We start from the raw sequence: 16,670 nt of genomic DNA, 5'->3' as shown, positions 1-16,670 counted from the left end.
TGGGCAATTGCTTCACTTCTGCACCTTATAATTTATCAGTTTTCTTAAATACATCGTGACATTTTTTAATGAAATCTTCTACCATATTTGAGTCCATTGAACCACAATAAGCGGTTATCGTTGGTTTCACACTAATATGCCACAAGAACTCTATAGATGCGTTCCATTTGTCAGTTGCACCAATCTCTTTATAGATATCGACAATCTCTGCAAAGAAAGCATGACCGATCTTATATGCGTCGCCAAGACTATTCTCCTTTGAAATAAGATTATTTAGCGACGTACATCTGTTTATATAACTCCTGACATCTTCATCTTTGATTGAGCCATCAAGACCTTCCTGCGTAATTTTATAATCAATAATATCTTTCAATCTACCATCATCATAGTTACTTTCAACCCACGCAAAACGTCTTCGCAATGCGAAATCAACTTGTTCCAAAGAAAAGTCAATCATGTTCATCGTTCCAATGAAATACATATTTTCAGGAACTTTCAGACGCTGTGGTTGAGTATCGTTTTCTGTCAAAAAAAGTTCTACACCTTCTTTCCTGTATCCAGGTTCCATTGCTGTGAATAATTCACCAAACACTCGCGAAATGTCTACGCGATTTATCTCATCAAGGATGACAATATGCGGCAATTTTTTAAATTCACTTTTATCTTCACTAATATCTTTTATTAATCTTAAAAGATATCCAAGTTTAGTCGTAACACCATGATTTTCGATAGTTTTTCCGATAATAAAATCGTCGTATGTATAGTTCGGATGGAGTTGTAGGCGATGAATGTGACTTAACGGTTGTCCTTCCTGATGATTTTCTGTTTCACCAAATATCTGGTTCTCTTTCTCAATGAACTTCGTAAACAGTTCCTGTTTTTTTTCCTTTTCTTTTTTCAAATTCTCAGCAAATGCAGCACTTATCACATTCTTTGCCAATTCTCTTGCAGTATATGTCTTGCTGGTTCCTGGAGGGCCATAAAGCACAATAGCTTTTTTGAATGTCAACAAAGTTTTCAGAGGTAGGCCTCCTTCATCATCTGCTTTAGTTGACATTTTGGGGGTATCCCAAAAAGGTCTGATGGATTTATAGTAGAAACCATGAAGATTATCAGCTTCTTTCTTTTTCTCATCATCACCCACATTTTTAATTTTCTTTATTTCTCCTAATAGTTCGATAAAACCGTCTTCATTATAACCATTCTTTTCCTTTCCTACTAAGAAGCACAAATTATTCCAAATATTTCTTTTATGATCCTGAGAAACAATTGGTACATATTTGTCTGGGACGCACAGATACAAAAGGATATTTTTTATTCTGTCATCAATCTCAGCATTCTGATCATTTAGAGTCTTTGGCAAAAGATTCACAATTGTTTTTTTTACTAATCCTATTTCCTTGTTTTCATTGTTCCATAGTTTTTTGAAAATACCGAGTAAAGTTCGAAAAGGGCGAATTGCTTCTTTGTTGTATGCTTGATTAGTGGATGCCACACCTTTTCCTTTCTCTACGAACAAGTCTCTGTTATCCACAGTTTTCTCAAAGAATGTATTTGCAGTCTCACCCATCAAATACATGATATAATAACAATGCCAGAGCAATTCATATATCCGAGATTGCGTATTCTCTTTCTCTAAAACATATTCTAAAGATTCATTATCATTACCATCTTTTTTGTTCATCCTCCGCAGATCTTTCAGTTTTTCAAGACAAGAGGCAATGTCTTGATCGTTAAACTGTTTCTGGGTATCAATCAACGATGTCCTATTGACAATAAATGTATCAACAAACTTGTTAAATAATTGTATTTCCTTTGGATTGCTTTGTGCTTGTGCATTCTTTGTGTGATTATCTGTAACCATCTCTGTATCCACGATTCCCTATACATCGCGAGGTTTATAATATTATAGTTATTTTTCTAATCTATCCCTTTAAAAAATCATCATACTCGCAAAACAGCTTGCCGGTGGAGTATTTGGCTCGGGACGACTATGCTGACAATAAAGATTTATTTATAGGGAAACTCTGCATCATCTTTTCTCTTATGGTAGAGAAAGATATCGATCACCAACCAATCCGTTTCCGAAGGAGCGATGCGTTTGGCCAAAACATCTTCAGTATCTTTACTCTCACAAATCATTTCAATACGCCAGATGGAGTTTGTCATCGTTAAATGGCGAAAACCTTTTATCCCAATACTATCATTGATGAGTTTGCAGTGACAGGTACTGCTTAATTTTTGAAAAACAGTATACGCATCAACTCCTAGAAGGTCTTCCCATTTAGGAACAGAAATCATACCATCGCTTGTCAATTTTGTTGCCATGACTTTAGTCGTTTTAAGTTTCACATTGAGTGCAAAGATAACAAAAAAGAATTATTCCACAAAACAATTCTGTGAAATAATTGATATAATTTGCTTTGCTTCAATAATAGTCCATCCATATTAGGCAGCAAGAGCCAATGGCTCCTGCTTTTTGGGTGAGAGATGGAAGTGTTTGGTCATTTTGTTTAGGAGAGAGGTGGTCTCGACTTCAGAGAGGTCAAAGATGGTTAGGGCATAGCCCCCAAGGTCGAGTGATGGGGTGAAGAAGACTCTTTTGTTGTAGAGGTACTTTTGGATTTTGTTGAAGTAGTTTTTGGAACTAGTTTTAATTGTTGTTGCCATATCTTTTGAATTTAAAGTTTGATGTGCATAATATAGACACATTCGCCAAAAAATTCAAAAAACATGGCAACTTTTTTTGTTGTTTGTCAATTTCCCGCCTTTTCACGGAGTTTCTCCCATACCTTTACCATTGCCCATGTGTCAAGTTTGCAGTAGTTGAGAAGGGCTTGGCGGCTGGCTTCGGCCTCTTCTGGTTCCATGTCCTTGATGCGGGGGAAGATAGTCATTGCATCGCCTCCGTTCTGACAACGATCATCAAGGTTATGATAATTCAACTCGTCATCATCAGGGAAGAGGGCTGGCAGCACACTCTTGATGGAGAACGAGCCTCCCATAGCAGACACATAGTAGTCGCCAGCACGGAAAGGGTCAATGAGGTCGATGATATGCTCAGCGATATTCGTCAAGTGATCACTCAGGTCGGGATAGAGCTTAGCCAATTCAAGAATGCGTCCACATTCGAACATCTTATTATAGGCCAGCGTACAAACATCCATGGGAATGTGTTTACATAAACTTTCAGCTAACTTGCGACGAGGGTCACTTCCATCACTAGGAGCCAAATACTCTTTGTGGTCGTAAGGAGCATCGGCACTAACTTTGATATGAAGCGAGTACTGGAAGGTGATTTGTGCATAAACCTTCGCACCATCATACTGCGGTACTGCATCCTGCATTGTCTCGAAGTCGAGGAAATAGATGGGATAGGTAATCTTTTCCAAGAACTTGCGAATGCCATCGGGATTGATGAACTCTTTACCAGTCAAAGCAGCTTCTATCTGCATATTCTGTATGAGACCGATGTCCGTCGAGCGCAAGTTCTCAAAATTGATAAGGCCTTGATGGTAGTAGTCCAGTTTCTTCCTGAACGTAAAGGCTCCACGCCCCTTACCTCCATAGATATCGAAGACAGAGGTTGTAGGTACCCCATGCTGTCGCTTACAATAGTCGAGGAAGGCGCAGCCGTAGGGTTTCATACAGCATTCTGACAGGTCAAGGTCTGGCTCCTGCTCGCTATTAATGACCTTCAAAGCCTGACTGACGCGGGCAGGAACTTTCAGATACTCATTATCCACCAACACCTTGAAATCATTAAGAACAAATAATTGTTGAATATCGAGTTCACCTTGACGCACATAGTCGCTGTTGAGGCAGACGAGATAAGTACCCGTCACGTTGACACCACACTGCGTAAGCACCCATTTTTGGTAAGCAATGTCTGGCGCATACTTCTCCAATTTGGCTTCCTGTCCATTGAACTCTGGGAAACTACTACTCTTCACCTCGTAGATAGCCCACCCATCTTTTGTCTTTCGCAGGATATCGACAGCACAATAGTGACCTTCGAGAGCAAATGATGCCTCACAGATGTTCTCTACACCTTCCTGCATCCATTGGCGAGTCTGCTCCACCATCATGCCAAGGTCGAGACTGCCGTCAGGCTTCTTTGCATTGGCCTCCTTATAGTCACCAAAGAGTTGCATAGCAAGATCGCCCACTATGTTTCCTTGTTCAAAACGTGCCTGCAGGCCTTCGTCAACGGGAGCCTCCTCGGGCTTATAAACCTTCAGCCAGAGGTTCTTCGGGCACTGGCAGAACGCGGTGTAACGTGATTTTGATAATCCTTTCATAATCTTATTGTTATTTATTGGTTCCATATCCACAGCCTGTATCCTTCCATGAAGGATTATCTTCAAAGGTATTTCGCTCAGGCTTTTCTAGATATTGTTTGATAACCTTTGCCATATCTACAATGACGGGAGCACTCGAAGACGACCATGTTGTGACACTATACGAAATGCGTAAGGTGAAGGCATTGTTCTTAGTGCCTCCTCCTGTTATCACCCCTATATTCTTTTTCCCTACGGGTCTGTAAGTCTCATCCATATCAGACAAGTACTCATACTCTGTTTTCATCTTTTCAGAAAAAACAGCATATAACTCCAGAAGCTTGTAATCTTCAAGCGTTGTATGTGACAATCCTGTCTTTTCGTTGGCACTATGTACAAAATGGAATTGCGTCTCATAGACATTGTCTGAGGAGACGAGGATGATATTCCAATGCGAGCTGTCTTTTGACAGTTTCATTATGTCTTCAACAAATGCCTGAAGCGGCTTTTCCCATTCATTTTTTTCACCATCAATTTTGTAATAACTTACAGGTTCATCCACATCTGTAACAAACTCTCGACTGACATAGTTGAAGCCACCAAACTGTGCCAAATAATAACCTACATGACCAATACTATTCTCACTGGCTGCACTCGGAGTGATAATTGTGACGTTGGAACCACGATTAATCTTGATGCCATAATCGGTATGTTCAATGGTATAGCCATCCACGGTCTGCTCGTCTAATGGAAGTATCTCTATGACCAGACGATCTTGTGGATGCTCACTGGCCACTTGTGATGCCGCAAGGTTTCGGAGTCGGAACTCCTTAAACTTTGAAACGGTATCTATAATATCCTTTTCCGACATGCCTTTTTTTGCCTGAAGCGATATAACAGGCACTCTGCGAGGAGCCACACGATACTGTGTCTCTTTGTTGAGTACCCTGCGGAAGGATTTCCGAATACGAACTCTATATTCGTCCAATTCCTTCTCGCGCTTTTCCTCGTCCATCGCATCCGTTAGTCCAGAACCAATAAGGCCGGCAGGTACAGCAAAGATTGCAACCCCCATGATACCCACAAGTGTAGCGATAAATTTGCCAATCGGAGATATCAAGGGCTCGTCAACGATTTTACCAGGGTCACCAAGATATTTCTCGTACGGCCAGATGAATGCATCCCAGAAACTAAATTCAGGATCCACCCGGCTTTCTGCCAGATACAGGATGACGGTTAGTACACCAGTTATTGCTACCAGGAAAATGCCAGATACGAAAATCTGACGTCGCGTGTTCTTAAACGCTGTCTTGAAAAGATGTATTCCTTCTGTTATCATAATGTCTTATTTGTTCAATTTATATTGCAACTGCAAATATAGTCTTTTTCCATGAAAAATTCAACAAACAGAGGCAATTTCATTTTATTTAACATATAATAAAGGTAACGTATTTTAGCAGAAAAGTTACTATTATTGTGCCACGAAAACTCGAAACTGCTCACGCTATGCTAATACAAAAAACCGAAAAGCCAGATGGGAATCTTGTTCCCCAGCACATACTCCTCGTTGGCTGAGGCGATGAAGCTATTGGCAACGCCGGCAATCTGCTTGCCGTCCTTCGAACGCCCGCCAACCTCAATCGTGTATTGATGATCGATGGTAAAGTCGGCAGATGTCTTGCTGTATTCCACCACATGGGCTGCTGACAGCTGTTTAATGAAAAAGACCTCTCGCTCAGTGCCTTCGTTAACCTGTGTGGTCGCGAGGGCATGCAGCATGTTGGTGTTCTCCAGATAGATTTTGTCAGGTTTTTGCAGTCGTTTTACATTGCTAACGTCTGAGATTAACACCTAATTAACGCCCTTGAAAAGAAAAATCCTCTGCAAATCAATGTGATTGCAGAGGATTTGATTTTTTGTAGTCGATAGGGGAATCGAACCCCTATGCCAAGATTGAGAATCTTGTATCCTAACCATTAGATGAATCGACCAGCATGTCAAATTATCGACCAGAATGTCAAAAATGTTGTAGTCGATAGGGGAATCGAACCCCTATGCCAAGATTGAGAATCTTGTATCCTAACCATTAGATGAATCGACCAACATCGACACGCTCTCGTGGAGACTTCCTGAGGCGGAAGGAGGGGGATTCGAACCCCCGGTACGGGAACCCGTACGGCAGTTTAGCAAACTGCTGGTTTCAGCCACTCACCCATCCTTCCAAAGGACCTTAGAGTACCAAACCTTGGGGCATCTCCTCGATTGCGGGTGCAAAGGTACGACTATTTTTTGAATCCTCCAAATTTTTATTCGACTTTTTTTCGAAAAAGTTATTTGAAAGCTACCACTTGAGTAAGCGTTGAGTCGAGATAAAAGGTATTCTGCAATGTGTCACCCTGATATAAGTATCTCATTCTCAGATAGAACAGATCGCCAGCGGGTGCTTGAGCATACTGAATGCCGCTTTTGAACAAGGGTGCACCATTTTTTCGCATTTTTGCCACAAGTGTGTCGTTAATGTGACGTGTGGTGCCCAAATCGGCAAAATCAACACCCGAGGTCTCTACCCCATCCTGCATATTCTCGGCCACAAAATCCTTCACCGTCTGCTCGGCGGTGTACTGCTTTCCGCACGAAGCGAAAAGCAGCCCACCCAAGCAAAGGGTTATATTTATAATGTACGCGCGCGTATGCATCATTTCTGCGGAATGTTTTTAAGTACATCAAGCAGATGATCCCATACCATCTGTACGGTTGGAATGAGCAGACGCTCGTCGGGGGTATGCACATAGCGCAATGTGGGACCGAAGCTTACCATATCCAACTGTGGATAGCGCTCTGAGAACAGACCGCACTCCAAACCAGCGTGGATACCACGTACCACGGGCTCCTTACCGAACAGTTTTACGTAACTCTCGCGAACAATCTTCTGAAGCTCAGAGTTGGCCTTCATCTTCCAAGCGGGATAGCCGTCGCCCGATGTAGCCTCGGCACCTGCCAACTGGAAAGCGGCACGGATGGTGGCACACATATTGTCGAGGTTTGACATGACGTTACTGCGCTGGCTTGACAGAATCTCGATGGCATTCTCGGAAGAGTGGATGCTGGCGATGTTTGAAGAGGTCTCGACCATACCGCCGAGTTCCTCGTCCTGACAGATGGCGTAGACGCCATTATCAACAGCCTGGACAGCCCAAACAAAGTTCTTGGCTACAGCAGGGTCGATAACAGGCTCGGCATCGGTGCTCTCCATACTCCAAACCATCTGGGTGTCGGTAACATGGAATTCGTCCTCAACCTCGGCTGCAAATACATTCCAGTCGGCCTTTACGTTCTCCTTTACATCGTGAGGTACGGCAATCACGAACTGACCATCGCGTGGGATGGCGTTATGCAGCTTACCACTATGGAACTGAGCCAGCTGGATGCCCTCGTAACGGTTCATCTCCTGATACAGGAAACGAGCGAGGATCTTGATGGCGTTAGCGCGCTTCTTGTTGATATCATCACCTGAGTGACCACCAACCAGGCCCTTGAGCTGGGCTTTCATGAAGAAGCTACCCTCGGCTGCCTGCTGGCGCTGGAAAGTGAACTTGGCTGTGGTGTTACGACCACCGGCGCATGATACGAAGATTTCGCCCTCGTCCTCAGAGTCGAGGTTGATGAGGTAATCGCCAGTCATGAAACCAGCCTTCATGCCCTCGGCACCGCTCAAGCCAGTCTCCTCGTCGCGAGTGAACACGCACTCGATAGGACCATGCTGGATATCATCTGATGCCAGGATGGCCAGCTCAATGGCACAACCGATACCGTCGTCGGCACCCAGTGTGGTTCCCTCGGCTGTGAGCCACTCACCATCTACATAGGTCTTGATGGCGTCCTTATCGAAATCGAACTCTACATCAACCAGCTTATCGCACACCATATCCATATGGCTCTGCAGAATAACGGTCTTGCAGTTTTCCATACCCTTGGTGGCGGGTTTACGTATAATCACATTACCGGTTTCGTCAACTTTTGTATCCAGATTGTGGCTCTCGCCCCATGATTTCAGATACTCGATCATCTTCTCTTCGCGCTTAGATGGACGCGGAATTTCGTTAATCTTCGCAAATTCTGCGAACACAACTGCAGGTTTTAAATCGTTTTTATTCATTATTAATGCTTTTTTTGTTTGATTTCGCTATAAAATGCTTAACTTTGCAGCCGCAAAGATATAAAAAATGATTGAGACTCTACTCATAACCACGTTAATAATTGCTATATGCATGGCATTTTTGCTCGTAAAGGTGCTTTTAAAGCGCAACGGCGAGTTCTCATCGCAGCACATTCACGATTCGCAGGCGATGAAAGACCGAGGTATACACTGTGTGATGGACCAGGATCGCGAGCTTCGCACCAAGAGTCCGTTTGCTGTCTCGGAGAAATAAAACATTGAGAATGTAATAATTCAAAAATGTAAGAATGTAAAAATTGAAAATTCAAAAAAATAATAATTAAAAACAGAAAATGAAAAAGTACATTTTTCCAGCACTGGCCATCGCAGCTATGATGGTATCGTGCAACAACCAGAGTCCTAAGATGGACGATCAGCCCGCTGCTACTAGCGGCGAGGGTATGAAGATTGCTTATGTTGAGGTTGACTCGCTGATGACTCAGTACAACTTTGCTAAGGACTACAGCGTAACCCTGCAGAAGAAGAGCAACAACGCCCGTAACACTTTGAACCAGAAAGGTAATGCCCTGCAGGCTGCTATGGCTAACTTCCAGCAGAAGTTGAACAACAACGGTTTCCAGAGCCGTGAGCAGGCAGCAAGTCAGCAGGCCGCTATACAGCGCCAGCAGAACGACCTGCAGGAGTTGCAGGCACGTTTGGAGAACGAACTGGCCAGCGAGACAGCTAAGTTTAACGAGGCTCTGCGCGACTCACTGCAGAACTTCCTGAAGTCGTACAACGAGGATAAGAAGTTTGACCTGATCCTTTCGAAGGCTGGCGACAACATCCTGATGGGCAACAAGAAGCTGGATATTACTCAGGACGTCATCAACGGTCTGAACAAGCGCTACAAGCCAACTGCTAAGCCTGCTGCAGAGAAGGCCGAGGAGAAGAAGGCTGAAGAGAAGAAGGCTGAAGAGAAGAAGTAATTTTTGGTAATACTTAATAAAAAGAATAGGAGCTCCGCGATTGGGGCTCCTATTTTTTTTGTGTTATGGAATAAGCAGCGATGAATCGCCGTAGCTGAGGAATCGGAAATCGTTGGCCAGCGCATAATCGTAGATCTTATGCCAATCGCCCTTTACAAAGGCGCTTACCAGCAACAGCAAGGTGGATTGTGGCTGGTGGAAATTGGTTACCAGCATTTTTACGATGTGATAGTTGTAACCGGGGGCGATGATAATCTGGGTACTGCTATGCAGCACTTCGAGACCGTGGGCATCCATCCAGGCACCAAGGGCTGTAAGCGACTCAACGGTGCTTACCTGGGTATCGGTATCGTAGGGCTCCCACTGGTTTACATGCAAATCGTCCTCAGATGCCTCGGGGTTCTGCATCACCTTCAGTCCCATATAATACAGGCTCTCGAGTGTACGTACGCTGGTGGTACCAACGGCAATGGCACAGCCATCGTGAGCCAGCAACTTGCGGATGGTGTCGCGACGAACCGAGATATACTCGGTGTGCATCTCATGCCCCTGAATTTCCTCACTCTTTACAGGCTTAAAGGTTCCGGCACCCACATGCAGGGTGAGCTCCTCGCGCTCAATGCCATGTGCATCGACGGCAGCCAGCACCTCGGGGGTGAAATGTAAACCTGCAGTAGGTGCAGCCACACTACCCTTGATTTTTGAGTAAACGGTCTGGTAGGTAGTCTTGTCGCTCTCCTGGGTTTCACGATTCAAGTACGGAGGAATGGGCAGTTCGCCCATGGCATCGATAATCTCGGCAAACGAGAAACCACCGGTCCACTCGAAATCGATGCGGTGCGAGGTGCCGTGGATAGGACCACGGGTAGCTGTAACAACCACCTGCTGACCCTTTATCTCGATTTCGCGACGAAGCGTGCCCTCTTTCCACTTCTTCAGATTGCCCACCAGGCAATACCATGCACACTTCTCGGAGGTCTGGAACATCAGTTCGTAGTCCGAAGGCTGGGCAGGCTCAAGCAGGAACACCTCGATGAGGGCACCTGTATCCTTGCGGAAATGCATACGAGCCTGGATAACCTTGGTGTTATTAAACACCATGAGAGCACCCTTGGGCAGATACTCGGGGAGGTTATAGAATACATCGTGACTTACCTGGCCCTGACGGTAAACCAACAACTTAGAGTGGTCGCGCTGGGCAATAGGGAATTTAGCAATACGCTCATCGGGGAGCGGATAATTATAATCGCTGATACGAATATGTCGTGGATCGGAATTCATATAATACAAGCTTTAATAAATACAAAAACTAATGTTAATACAAACACGCCTACAGGCCAGTTGCAGTCTAAACGGCGATAGCAGCCCGGGGTGTATTGGTCGGGATTTAGATTACGAGGTGTGTACATGCCACGTGTAATACGACCATAGAGGAAATAAACACCGGTGCCTACAGCCACACCCCACAAGAGGCCCACCATGATGTCGCCTGGGAAGTGAACACCCAGATACATGCGGGTCCAGCAGTTAAGGAGCGACCAGATGACCAGTGCGATTGACAAACGGCGACTTCGCACCATCCAGATAAAATACACAGCAATGCTCATGGTGTTGGCTGCATGCGATGAGAAGAAGCCATACTTGCCGCCACGATAGCCATCAACGATATCAACCAGCGTGCCAATCTGGGGATCGTGCGTGGGGCGCCAACGGGCCACAAGGGGTTTTACGATTTCGTCGTTAAGCGTACCTGCTATCAGGATGCACAACCCAGCACCCAGCAGCACATACAGCAAACGGCGGAAATTATCGTTATTCTTCATCACCATATAAAACAGCGACAGATAGAGCGGTATCCATGTAAGACCGTTGGTAAGCGTGCGCACCATACGGTCGAGGAACAGCGAATCGCTGCCGTTAACGGCCAACAATAACTCGCGGTCGAAATCAATCAACGTCTCAAACATAGGGTATTAAATCATTTCTATTTTCTTACTCTCCAGCCAACCTTTCTTTCCGTCGGCCAAACGTACCTCGCGCCAGTTCTTCATCGAGCTGTCGGTAATCACCACCTTGGTACCCTCGTGCAGGATAAACAGGTCGGTACCGTTCTGGGCAGGCGTGCTCTTGACGGCTACCGATGGGGCTATAACGATGGCACCCTGACGATACAGCAACTGCTGGCGTTGCTGCCAGGCAAAGAAATTGCTGAACACAAATACCACCAACAGGGCGATACCGCCAAAGAAACCTAACTTCTGCACCCATACACGGGCCGAGAACAGGTAAACCAGGAACAGCACGATAACGATGGCCAGCGACACGAGGGCCATACGTCCCCACCCGTCGACACTCATCAGATTCACCAACGAACGGTACCAGGTAACGAAGAACATCTCGCTCTCGGGCACAATCTTATCGATGGTTTTAGAGCGGGCCAACTGCAGGTTAAAACGGATGTCGGCATCGCCTGGCGAGAGCAACAGGGCGCGCTCGTAATTAAGCACGGCACGGGTGATATTCTCGGTGCGATAGTAGGCATTACCCAGATTATAATACAGTTCGGCCGAAGCACCCTGCTTAAGCATATATTCATAACCCTTGATGGCCTCCTGATAATTGCCGTTGATATAGGCGCTATCAGCCTCGGCCTTGGTAGCAGCCTGGGCAGCCATAGGTGCCAACAGCAGTAACAATACCAAAGTAGCGGCTTTCTTACTACCCTTCTTCATCACCTCCTCGATCTTCTCGATGGCCAGTATGGCCTTATCGTAAACCTTACTCATATTTCCCTTTGGATCGCCTGGGGCATAACGTTCGAACTCGCACTCGTCGATAGCACCGATAAACTTATCGATGATTGACTGATGTACGCCACGATCGGCCAGCTTCTGACTGATGTTATCGTGCGACAACTGGGCCACTGGGATATTGAGCTTATCGCCCACATACCCCCACAGGGCACGCAGCACCTCGTCGTAGAACTCGTTAGGCTTGTTGTCGGTCATCAATCGGGCTGCCAGCTTCAGACGCTTGGTGGCCACCTTGTTAGCCTTCTTACCACGCATCTTGGTAACATTGGCGTTATCGATGGCACGCTGACGGAAGATGACAAACAGCGTGATGAACACCACTACCAGCGCAGCGATGATAATCCAATAAGCGGTTGAGCCGAAGAAGAAATCGTTGGTGAGATGTTGATCGGCGTCGCCCGTCTTGATAAAGCGGATATCCTTGTTCAACTCATCGACATCCTCCTGACCAGAGAAATCACTCACCGAAGCACTACCCGAGCCCTTGGCCACATCGAGATGGAAGCCCTCGCTCTTTACCGTTTCGTAACGCTTGGTGGCGGTGTCGAAATAGGTAAACTCAACGGGTGGAATATCGTACTGGCCCTGATGGCGTGGTACAATCAGGATATCGTAAATCTTCGAGCCCTCCAGTCCGGCTGTGGTCAGCTTGGTCTGGTCGGTCACCTTGGGCTCGTACTTATCAAAGTCCTTAGGCAAGTTCAATACAGGCTCTTTGATGAGCTTGAGGTTACCTGTACCACTCACAATCACACGCAGTTTGATAGGATCGTTGGCCTTGGTCTCTGTCTTATCGAGCTGGGCCGAGATATTAAACTTACCTACTCCACCCGAGAATGTGGCTGGGCGCTGTGGCAGCGGATCAACCTGAATATCAATACCAGGAGCCACAATCTTTTTCTTCACCTCTACGTAGCCAGAGCCACCGTTGAAGAATGCCTCGAACGGATCCACATTACGATTCTGCTGCACCACGATACCCTCGAAGGTAATCGACGGAATCTGCAGTTTACCAGTGGTTTGTGGGAACATCACATACTGGCTCCAGGTGCAGGTGCGATATGGACGACCATTGACCGTCTCAATCGAGAACGACTTCTGCTGTGGCAGATCCACCTCCTGGGTATAGAAGCTCTTCAGGTCGGGCATATCGCCACGCAGCTGGGTGAGCTGTACCAGTGTATAAACCTTATAGGTAAGCAGGATGGGCTCCTGCTCATAAACACGCTTTTTGTTGGCGCTTACCTTGATAAACAGGTCGCTGCCCGAGATACGACTACCGGCATCGCGCATCTCAGCACCATCGTCGCTATTCTGGCGCGAATTAGAGCCTGAGCCCGAAACCGAGCCCGACACCTTGATGGTGAGCGATTTTGAGGTAATCTTCTTGCCATCTACCACCGCATAAGCTGCAGGGATGGTAAACGTACCATTCTTGGTAGCTGCTACTATATAAGTATAAGTAATAGACGAGGTTGACGAGGTGTGACCATTAATCATCTGATAGCTCGACTGCATGGAGCGGTTCGGGCCAATGAGCACCTCGAACTCAGAGGGGATATTACCAGCACGAAAGTCGGACACGTTCTGTGTGTTGACCGTGTACGACAACCGGAACTGCTCGCCCACCGCTACATGCGATGGTGCCGATGCTGTTAATGTTTGGGCCACGGCCAGAACCGTGGTCATTACCATTGCTATAAATATCGCTATACGTTTCATTACCAATTCTTTAATACATTCCGACGCTGCGGCTTCTGCTGCTGTTTCTTCATCTTGTCCTGCGTCATCTTCTCGTTCTGGATGGCGGCATTCAAGAGCTGCTCGGCATTGTCCTTACTCATCTGAGGCTTCTGCTGCTGTTGCTGCTTGTCGTCTTTCTTATCTTTGTTCTGATCTTTCTGATCGTCCTTCTTCTGATTGTCTTTCTTCTGATCGTCCTTGTTGTTCTGATTCTGCTGCTGATTCTGATCCTGCTTCTTTTTCTGCTTCTTGCAGAGAACCAGGTTATAGCGGGTTTCATCGTCGTTAGGATTCAGGCGCAGGGCATTCTTGTAAGCCTCGATAGCCTCGCCGTACATCTTATGTGTCTGACAGATCACACCCATGTTATGATAGGCTGCAGCCTTACGCAACGGGTTGGTCTCGATGCGGGTGGCCTGCTCGAACAGCTGCACAGCAGACGAATCCTTCTTCTGAGCCATCAGCGCATTACCCAGGTTATAAGCTGCCTGCGGATTCTTGGGATTTTTTTCTACGGCCTTACGATACGACACCTCGGCCTTATCGTACTGACCCACACGGAACTGCTTGTTACCCTCGCGGATATACTGGCGATCGGTCTGGGCGCTGGCAGTAACAGCCACCAGCAACAAAGCTACGGTAGCAGCGGCTTTCTTCTTAGAACCGAAAAGCGACAGGCGCTTGAGCAGCGGATTGCGACGGTCGAAGATGCAAATCTCGAGAATGAGCAGCAGCAATGCCAAGATGGCCACAGCCTGGAACTGCTCGTCGAACTCGCTGTAAACGGTACTGGTAGTCTCTTTCTTAGCCAACTTTGAAAGCTCGTTATCCAACTGGTCCTGAGCAGCACTGTTGTTCTCTACATGGATATAGGCACCGCCACCAGCCTGAGCCACCTGGCGACACATATCCTCGTTGAGGGCCGACATTACCGTATTGCCCGTATTATCCTTCATATAATCGCCTGTACCAGGAATGGGGATAGGCGCACCTTGGGTTGAACCAACACCCAGCACATACACACGCATGCCGGCTTTCTTGGCAGCCTCGGCAGACTCGAGTGCCCCACCCTCGTGGTCCTCGCCATCGGTAATCACAATGATGGCCTTACCAATACCCTCTTCCTGGGTAAAGCTATGGGTTGCCATATCGATGGCACGGGCAATATCAGTGCCCTGAGTGGCCATCATCGAGGGGTCGATGCTGGAGAGGAACATCTTGGCCGACACGTAATCGCTGGTGATAGGCAGCTGAACGAAAGCGTCGCCAGCAAACACCAACAAGCCAATCTTATCGTTGGTGAAGTGATCCACCAGATTCTCGACCATCATCTTACTACGGTCCAAACGACTGGGCGTGATATCCTCGGCCAGCATAGAGTTACTGATATCCATCGCAATAATAGTCTCGATGCCGGTACGCTGCTCGTTACTGATCTTGGTGCCGAACTGCGGACGGGCCAGCATAACAACCAGCAATGCCAAAGCACCCTGCAGAATCCAGAATTTTACTGCGGGACGGAAACGAGACACATCGGGCATGAGCGAACGCAGCAGTTTGGGATCGCCAAACTTACGCAAACGTTTCTTCTGATTGCGATACGTGAGAAAGCGGATGATGGCCAGTACTGGTATCACCGCTAAGAGATAGAGATATGTAGGGTCAGCAAATCTAAACATAATTACGGTATCCTCCTAAATATAGTTACACGCAGCAGAATCTCGAGCAACAGCGCCAACACAGCCACAAGTGCAAAAGGCTGGTAGGCCTCGTAACGCTTGCTAAAGGTCTTGACGTTAAGCTTCGACTTTTCAAGCTGGTCGATTTCCTTATAGATTTTACGAAGTTCGTTGGTATTGGTGGCGCGATAGAAATCGCCCTCAGTGATGCTGGCAATCTCGCTCAGCGTCTTGGTATCAATCTCAACGGGCACATTCACATACTGCACACCGCCAGCCACAGGCATTGGATAAGGTGCCACCTTATTGGTACCCACACCAATGGTATAAACGCGGATGCCCAGACTCTTGGCAATCTCGGCAGCGGTAGATGGCGAGATATCACCACGGTTGTTACTACCATCGGTAAGCAGAATTACCACCTTGCTCTTAGCCTTCGAATCCTTGAGTCGGCTCACGGCGTTGGCCAGTCCCATACCGATAGCGGTACCATCCTCGATGAGTCCACGGGCGGCGATATCGGTACGCACATTCTGCAGCAGGTTCAGCAGCGAGGCATGATCGGTGGTCATGGGGCACTGGGTGAACGATTCGCCGGCAAAAATGGCCAAGCCGATATTATCGTTGGGGCGACCAATGATAAACTCAGAAGCCACCTGCTTGGCAGCCTCGATACGGTTTGGGCGCAAGTCCTCGGCCAGCATACTGGTAGATACGTCCATAGCCAGCATGATATCAATACCCTCTACGGTTTTGCTATCCCACGAGTTACGGGTTTGAGGGCGAGCCAGCACCATGACTATCATCACAAATACCAGCAGTCGGAGCAGCATGGAAAGGGGCATAAGCTTAACCTTCCAGCTTTTTGGCGCATAGCGGAAGGCAAACGTATCGCTCATCCGCAGCGTGGGCTCGGTTTTCTTTCTGTACATCACATACCATATAATATAAGGTATGATGAGCAGAAGCAACAGCAGATATTCTTTATTGGCAAATTCCATTTGTTCTGT

At 46.7% G+C, this 16,670-nt stretch carries 15 protein-coding genes and 3 tRNA genes; 2 read left to right on the top strand and 16 right to left on the bottom strand.

What is annotated here, in order from left to right:
* Positions 1–25: 25 nt before the first annotated feature.
* The 11 genes from BLR73_RS00710 to BLR73_RS00660 all read right to left on the bottom strand — a co-directional run bounded on the left by BLR73_RS00710 (position 26) and on the right by BLR73_RS00660 (position 8,436).
* On the bottom strand, positions 26–1,864 hold the full coding sequence (locus tag BLR73_RS00710) for an AAA family ATPase (protein WP_091857947.1): 1,839 nt from the start codon (positions 1,862–1,864) through the stop codon (positions 26–28).
* Between the two features lie 146 nt (positions 1,865–2,010).
* Positions 2,011–2,328: a hypothetical protein gene (locus BLR73_RS00705; RefSeq protein ID WP_091857944.1), complete on the bottom strand. Its 318-nt coding sequence runs from the start codon at positions 2,326–2,328 to the stop codon at positions 2,011–2,013.
* A 120-nt stretch (positions 2,329–2,448) separates the two neighbouring features.
* A complete protein-coding gene (locus tag BLR73_RS00700) occupies positions 2,449–2,670 on the bottom strand; it encodes a hypothetical protein (RefSeq protein WP_091857941.1) in 222 nt (73 codons plus the stop codon).
* 86 nt (positions 2,671–2,756) lie between these two features.
* On the bottom strand, positions 2,757–4,301 hold the full coding sequence (locus tag BLR73_RS00695) for a DUF2779 domain-containing protein (protein ID WP_091860029.1): 1,545 nt from the start codon (positions 4,299–4,301) through the stop codon (positions 2,757–2,759).
* Positions 4,302–4,311: 10 nt separating this feature from the next.
* Positions 4,312–5,619, bottom strand: a complete 1,308-nt coding sequence (locus tag BLR73_RS00690; RefSeq protein WP_091857936.1) for a hypothetical protein — start codon at positions 5,617–5,619, stop codon at positions 4,312–4,314.
* A 170-nt stretch (positions 5,620–5,789) separates the two neighbouring features.
* Entirely contained in the window at positions 5,790–6,131 is a 342-nt protein-coding gene (locus BLR73_RS00685) for a hypothetical protein (RefSeq protein ID WP_091857933.1), read from the bottom strand.
* Between the two features lie 68 nt (positions 6,132–6,199).
* Positions 6,200–6,271, bottom strand: a tRNA-Glu gene (locus BLR73_RS00680).
* Positions 6,272–6,309: 38 nt separating this feature from the next.
* Positions 6,310–6,381: transfer RNA gene (locus tag BLR73_RS00675), tRNA-Glu, on the bottom strand.
* 34 nt (positions 6,382–6,415) lie between these two features.
* A tRNA-Ser gene (locus BLR73_RS00670) sits at positions 6,416–6,502 on the bottom strand.
* A 108-nt stretch (positions 6,503–6,610) separates the two neighbouring features.
* The gene (locus tag BLR73_RS00665; RefSeq protein WP_041385641.1) at positions 6,611–6,979 is read right to left on the bottom strand and encodes a hypothetical protein; all 369 of its coding nucleotides are present in this window, start codon (positions 6,977–6,979) and stop codon (positions 6,611–6,613) included.
* Positions 6,976–8,436 carry an aminoacyl-histidine dipeptidase gene (locus tag BLR73_RS00660; RefSeq protein WP_073042336.1) on the bottom strand — a complete coding sequence of 487 codons (1,461 nt, stop codon included), beginning with the start codon at positions 8,434–8,436 and terminating at the stop codon, positions 6,976–6,978. The genes BLR73_RS00665 and BLR73_RS00660 overlap by 4 nt, the downstream gene beginning before the upstream one ends.
* A 67-nt stretch (positions 8,437–8,503) precedes the next feature.
* On the opposite strand from BLR73_RS00660, the gene BLR73_RS00655 reads away from it, so the two are divergent.
* Together BLR73_RS00655 and BLR73_RS00650 are read left to right on the top strand one after the other, a co-directional pair.
* A complete protein-coding gene (locus BLR73_RS00655) occupies positions 8,504–8,710 on the top strand; it encodes a hypothetical protein (RefSeq protein ID WP_013064708.1) in 207 nt (68 codons plus the stop codon).
* Between the two features lie 79 nt (positions 8,711–8,789).
* Positions 8,790–9,425 carry an OmpH/Skp family outer membrane protein gene (locus BLR73_RS00650; RefSeq protein WP_091857930.1) on the top strand — a complete coding sequence of 212 codons (636 nt, stop codon included), beginning with the start codon at positions 8,790–8,792 and terminating at the stop codon, positions 9,423–9,425.
* Positions 9,426–9,488: 63 nt separating this feature from the next.
* On the opposite strand, the gene BLR73_RS00645 is transcribed toward BLR73_RS00650, so the two are convergent.
* Genes BLR73_RS00645 through BLR73_RS00625 form a run of 5 tightly spaced genes read right to left on the bottom strand, consistent with a single transcriptional unit; the run spans position 9,489 to position 16,661 of the window.
* Positions 9,489–10,706: an S-adenosylmethionine:tRNA ribosyltransferase-isomerase gene (locus BLR73_RS00645; protein WP_033149300.1), complete on the bottom strand. Its 1,218-nt coding sequence runs from the start codon at positions 10,704–10,706 to the stop codon at positions 9,489–9,491.
* Positions 10,703–11,392 carry a phosphatase PAP2 family protein gene (locus tag BLR73_RS00640; RefSeq protein ID WP_033149299.1) on the bottom strand — a complete coding sequence of 230 codons (690 nt, stop codon included), beginning with the start codon at positions 11,390–11,392 and terminating at the stop codon, positions 10,703–10,705. The genes BLR73_RS00645 and BLR73_RS00640 overlap by 4 nt, the downstream gene beginning before the upstream one ends.
* Positions 11,393–11,398: 6 nt before the next feature.
* Positions 11,399–13,960: a BatD family protein gene (locus BLR73_RS00635; protein ID WP_091857928.1), complete on the bottom strand. Its 2,562-nt coding sequence runs from the start codon at positions 13,958–13,960 to the stop codon at positions 11,399–11,401.
* A complete protein-coding gene (locus BLR73_RS00630) occupies positions 13,960–15,660 on the bottom strand; it encodes a tetratricopeptide repeat protein (RefSeq protein WP_091857926.1) in 1,701 nt (566 codons plus the stop codon). Before BLR73_RS00630 ends, BLR73_RS00635 begins: the two co-directional genes overlap by 1 nt.
* 2 nt (positions 15,661–15,662) lie before the next feature.
* Complete coding sequence (locus BLR73_RS00625) at positions 15,663–16,661, bottom strand: vWA domain-containing protein (RefSeq protein ID WP_013063970.1); 999 nt, start codon at positions 16,659–16,661, stop codon at positions 15,663–15,665.
* Positions 16,662–16,670: the final 9 nt, after the last annotated feature.

It is taken from the genome of Prevotella sp. khp1 (assembly GCF_900102205.1).
GTDB lineage: Bacteria > Bacteroidota > Bacteroidia > Bacteroidales > Bacteroidaceae > Prevotella > Prevotella ruminicola.
This window is presented reverse-complemented; position numbering and strand designations above follow the sequence as displayed.